This is a genomic window from Janthinobacterium foliorum, assembly GCF_978021625.1.
This window is the reverse complement of record NZ_CDXDQE010000036.1, coordinates 1-3,838: the sequence shown is the minus strand read 5'-3', so window position 1 is coordinate 3,838 and position 3,838 is coordinate 1. Positions and strand designations below refer to the sequence as shown.

Below are 3,838 nucleotides of genomic sequence, written 5' to 3'. Positions count from 1 at the left end.
GGCGCGCGCCTGCCGCCGCTGCCGGCGCGGCTTCGGCCGCCACGGCCAGCGCGGCGGGCGCCGCCGGTACCCAGTAGCGCTCCTTGGCGAACGGATAGGTCGGCAGGCTGATACGGCGCGGCGTGGCGCTTGTCCAGCCAGCATACAACTGGTGCCAGTCCACGGCCATCCCCCTCGCCCACAATTCCAGCAGCTTGCCATGCTTGCCTTTTGCCAGCCAGCTCTGGACCGTCGTGGCCAGCGCGCACGCCATATCTTCGTCGCTGCCCAAGAGTTCCAATGCGTCGCTGCCGCGCTTGACCTGGCCCCGATAGTATTGGCCGCCCTCCTCATCGCCCTCCAGCCACGCCAGCAGACCATGCTGCAACTGCTCCACCGACAGCGCAAGGAGCGCCAGGCGCTCTTCCATCGCTTCGCGCCCTGTCTGCAGGGTGTAGGCGATATCGGCCAGGTCAGCATCTGTCAGCCCCTGCGTATCGAGCGCCTCAGCCAGTTGCAGAGCCTGTGCCCGCAAACCAGCTTCGTTCTTCGCTGACAGCACGATCAGGGCCGGGCGTTCTTGCGTCACCGCGATGGCGGCACGCGGCGGCGCGGCATGCTCGGCTACCAGCACGCAGGCATTCGAGCCGCCCGCACCGAAGGAGGAGACGCCGGCGATACGGCTGCCCTCGACCTCGACGCCATCGCGCAGGAAGGTGGGGCGCTTCCACTCGGCCAGTTCCTGCTGCACCATGAACGGGCTGCCGGCAAAGTCGATGTGCGGATTGAGCACGGCCGAGTGCAGCGACGGCGCCAGCTGGCCGTGGCGCATCTGCAGCAGCACCTTGGTCAGGCCCGCGATGCCGGCCGCGCTCTCGCAATGGCCGATGTTCGACTTGGCCGAGCCGATGGCGCAGAACTGCCGGTCGGGCGTCTGCTCGCGGAAGGCGCGGCTCAGGCCCGCGATCTCGATGGGATCGCCCAGCGAGGTGCCCGTGCCATGCGCTTCAATGTAGCTGATGGCGCGCGCATCGATGCCCGCTTCGCGCAGCGCGCGCGTCATCAGCCTGCTCTGCGCAACCGGGCTGGGTACCGTATAGCCATTCGCCTTGCCGCCATGGTTGAGGGTCACGGCCTTGATGACGCCATAGATATGGTCGCCATCGGCGATGGCCTTCGCCAGGGGCTTGAGCAGCACCGCGCCCACGCCTTCGGCCGGCACGTAGCCATCGCCGCCCTCGCCGAAGCTCTCGCACTGGCCCTTGCTGGAGACGAACTTTCCCTGTCCCAGCATCAGGTACTTGTTCGGATGCAGCGACAAATTCACGCCCCCGGCCAGGGCCAGCTGGCAGGCGCCTGCCTGGAGGCTCTGGCATGCCAGTTGCAATGCCGTCAGCGACGACGAGCACATGGTGTTGACGACCATGCTGGGACCGTTGAAGTCGCAAAAGTACGAGACGCGGTTGGCCACCGAGGCCAGATTGCCGCCGACAGTGAGGTGGCTGCCGCGCGCCTGCTCCTGCGCACCGTACAAATGGTATTCCTCGTACATCACGCCGACAAAAACGCCCACGTTGCCGTCCGCCTGGCTGGCCAGTGCGGCGCGCGTGTAGCCGGCGTCTTCCAGGGTCGCATACGCGCATTGCAGGAACAGCCGTTCCTGCGGGTCCGTCGCTGCGGCATGGCGCGGCGGAATATTGAAAAACAGCGGGTCGAATTCATCGACGCCGTCGATGAAGCCGCCCCACTTGCTATAGGTCTTGTCTTCGCGGTTGCGGTCAGGATCAAAATACTGGCCATGATCCCAGCGTTCGGCCGGAATCTCGCTGATGCAGTCCTTGCCGTTCTTGAGATTTTCCCAGAACTGCTGCACATTGGCGGCGTGCGGATAGCGCCCCGCCAGCCCGATAATGGCGATGTCTTCACGCAGCCCGGCCGGCGCCACGGCCGGCGCCGCCACTGGCGGCGCCGCCGGCGCCACGGAGGGCGGCGCCGGCTCGGCGGCAGCCACGGTATCGGCATCGGGCAAGGCGGCGCCCACCAAATCCTGCGCATGCCGGGCCGCCAGGTAGGCCGCCAGTTCGGCGATATTCGGGTATTCGAACAGCAGGGTCGGCGTCAGGCTGAGTTGCCCCATGCCGTTCAGTGTGGCGACCACTTCCAGCAAATCGGCCGAGCCCAATCCCATTTCATAATAGCCGGCATGCAGCGCAACCGTGTGCGCCGCCTGCTTCAGCCGCGCGCCGATCAGGCGCCGCAACAATCCTTCGATGGCGTCGGCGGGCTGGCCGCTGGCCGCTGCCTGCGGCAGGAGCGGCGCTGGCGCCAGCGCCCCAGCGCCCTGCGCATCGAGCAGGCCGGCGTGGCGTACGAACTTGTTGGCGCAGTCGCGCAATTCGGCCACCTTGCGCCCCGACATGTCAAAAAATTCTAGAGTGGAATAAAACAGCTCGCCGCTCTGGCGGACCGACGTGGACAGGATGCGCGCGATGCAGCGCGTACCGAGCAGGGCGGTGGCACGGAACGACGCATAAAACAGCGGCACGTGCAGATCCGGCGACGGCGGCTGCAGCCCGGCAACGCCAACGGCGCTGCCATCGATCAGCACCGGATGAAACATGGAGCCGGACGCGCGCTCCTCCGCCTGCCGGCCCAGCGCCGCGTCCACCAGGACGGCGTGCGGCAGGGCATGGACGCTGCCCACGGCCCGCATGTACGGCGAATGCTGCAATTGACGGTTGCGGCATTGCGCATACACCTCTTCCATGTCCAGCACGCGCAAGGCGTCTTGCCTGGCGGTCTGCAGGTCGAGGCGATCCTCGAACGGTTCGGCGGCGACGCGGTGCATCTGCGCCTTCGCGTGGCGCGTTGCGGCGCCACCGGCCACATGGCTGCTGATCGCGATATCCCAACTGCCGGGCCTGGACTCTTCGCAATCGATCGTCAGCTGCATTGCGCCGCCGGGCGCGACCAGCAAGGGTACGTAGATCACCATATTGCGCAATTCAAGTTGCCGGTAGTCATGGCCATGCTTGCGAAACAGCTGGTACAGCATGTCGATATAAGCCAGGCCAGGCAGCAGATGCCGCCCGTGTACCAGATGTCCCTCGATCACCGGATGTTTGCTACTTATGGAAAACGTCGCTTTCACATCTGTCCTCTTTATGTATGTCCTGTTGCACCCGGATGGGTGGCAACGCGTCCTGTGCTGATCACAAACCCCAAAAACTGTCCTCGACCGCCTGGGCAGACGGTGCCTCGGCGTACGTTTCCGCCGCGCCGTCCCCGTCCCAGAAGCCGCTGGTGCCGCTGCTGACGCCAGTGTCGCCAGCGTCGCCGGCGGCCACGCGCACATCGATGCGCTGCAGCGCCGGCGGCTGCAGCGGCTGGCGCCGTGCGGCCGTGTCGCCGGCGGCGGCCGGCCACGATTCCAGGATGGCATGCACGTTGGTGCCGCCGTCGGCGAAGCTGTTGATCGCCACGCTGCGCACCCCGGCGCCGCGCCAGGCGCCGGCGCTGCGCGTGAAATGGAACGGCGAAGCCTGCATGTCGTAATGCCGCATCGGCTGGTGGCCCGACAGGAACGGCACTTCCAGCCCGTGGTGCAGCATCAGCACCACCTTGATGAAACTAGCGATGCCTTCCGCGCACAGCGGATGGCCGATGTTCGGCTTGATCGAGCCGAGGCTGCACGGCGCGCGCTCTGCCGCCCGGTACACCGCCTCGATCGCTTTCAGCTCCAGCAGATCCGTCACTTCCGAGCCGGAACCGTTCACCTCGACATGGTCAATCTGCCCCGCCAGCTTGCCGCTGCGCGCCAGCGCCGCCTGCATCACCGCCTTTTGCGCCTGGAAGCTCG

The 3,838-nt window shown here is 66.6% G+C and carries 1 protein-coding gene and 1 pseudogene; both read right to left on the bottom strand.

Annotated features, from left to right (window positions below; genetic code table 11):
- A partial coding sequence (locus tag ACZ92H_RS29315; RefSeq protein ID WP_465051959.1) for a beta-ketoacyl synthase N-terminal-like domain-containing protein occupies positions 1-3,094 on the bottom strand: 3,094 nt, incomplete at its 3' end.
- Between the two features lie 97 nt (positions 3,095-3,191).
- Positions 3,192-3,838: pseudogene (locus tag ACZ92H_RS29310) on the bottom strand (hypothetical protein); the annotation flags it as partial.